The organism is Hydrocoleum sp. CS-953 (assembly GCF_002260545.1).
GTDB lineage: Bacteria > Cyanobacteriota > Cyanobacteriia > Cyanobacteriales > Microcoleaceae > Trichodesmium.
Window position 1 is genome coordinate 1 of sequence record NZ_LGSU01000041.1, and the last position, 1,499, is coordinate 1,499.

General features: G+C 32.3%; 1 protein-coding gene. It reads right to left on the reverse strand.

What is annotated here, in order from left to right; all coding sequences use genetic code 11:
• Positions 1–454: 454 nt before the first annotated feature.
• Positions 455–1,408 (reverse strand): glutathione S-transferase family protein, encoded by a 954-nt coding sequence (locus AFK68_RS00180; protein ID WP_094670698.1) that lies wholly within the window; start codon positions 1,406–1,408, stop codon positions 455–457.
• Between the last annotated feature and the right edge of the window lie 91 nt (positions 1,409–1,499).

Here is a 1,499-nt window from a genome sequence, read left to right on the forward strand (position 1 = left end):
GGAGGAAGATGCTCCCACTACTTTTTTTAGAAAAAAAATAATTAGTTTATACCAATTTGAAAAAAGAATATTAGGAATAGTAAGGGTGATAAAAAGATTTTACCGAAGAATGAATAATTAATAGTTGATAGTCAATAATTAATTATTCATTGAACAATTAAGGTTTAAAGCCTCGCCTTTCAAGGGGATAAATCAAAAAAATTTCCTTGAGCGCCAATCCTATCCGTTTCAAGAAGGGGTAATTATTAATTATTAATTATTAATTGTTCATTGTGTTTTTTGCTGAAGAATAGTAAGGGTGATAAAAAGACTTTACAAGAAATTTCCCTTTGATAAAAAGGATGATTTACGACCTAAAAAGTGAAGACATTCAGAATGTTTTACTTTTCGGCTGTCGCCGACATGAAACGCTGCGCGACATGAAAAGTGTTTACTGATAACTGATAACTGATTATCAACCCAAAGGAATAATTCCACCAGGGTTAAGAGGAAAAAGATTACCATAATAATCAGTTTTCACTGCTTCTAAATTACAAGTATCTGCTATTCCTGGAAGTTGATATAAATCTTGTAGATAAACACTCAAATATTGATAATCTTTAATTCTCCGTAAGTTGCACTTAAATAATCCATAATAAACAACATCAAAACGGAATAAAGTAGTAAATAAACGTACATCTGCTAATGTTACTAACTCCCCACAAAGATATCGACTTTTAGAAAGTGTATTGTCAATTTCATCTAAAGTAGTAAATACTTCCCGACAAGCTTTTTCATAAGCCTGCTGACTTTGGGCAAACCCACAACGATAAACCCCATTATTTACTGTGTAGTAAATCTTTTCATTCCACTCGTCTATTTTTGCTTTTAATTGTTCTGGATAAAGGTCAATATCTGGATTTTTAGCAAACTGATTAAATTCAGAATTAAGAATAACAATAATATCTCCACTTTCATTATTAACAATAGTTTTTGTTTGCTCATCCCATAATACAGGTACAGTCGAACGCCCATTGTAACCAGGTTGTGCTAAACTATATAATTCTGGTAAAGTACCACATCCTTCTTGTTCATCCTCAAATACCCAAATACCCTTATCCCCTGCTGGAGATGCAATAGTTACTGATATAATATCTTCCAAACCTTTCAGCGCTCTAACAACAAGAGTTCGGTGTGCCCAAGGACAACCAAGTCCCACAAATAGACGATAACGTTTACTAGCTGGTTGATATTTATTTTCTGTTTGTGTATTTATTGTTTCTCTAAATAGACTAGCTGGGCGAATATATTCTCCAGAATTATTTCTAGGAGCAAGTCTTGACATCATTATTTGCCATAGTGTTGTCCAAACCCACTTTCCTAATTTAATTGTTAGAGAAGGTGGAAGTGATTTGCGTTTGTTAACCATTTTTTTGAGGGAGTAGTAAACAATTAATAATTAATAATGAAAAATTAATAATGCAAGAATTCTTTGGTGTTGGTGAAATAAGGTATGAAAA

Coding starts and splice junctions, on each gene's coding strand:
- AFK68_RS00180 (WP_094670698.1), bottom strand. CDS start 1,408: ATGGTTAACAAACGCAAATCACTTCCACCTTCTCTAACAATTAAATTA.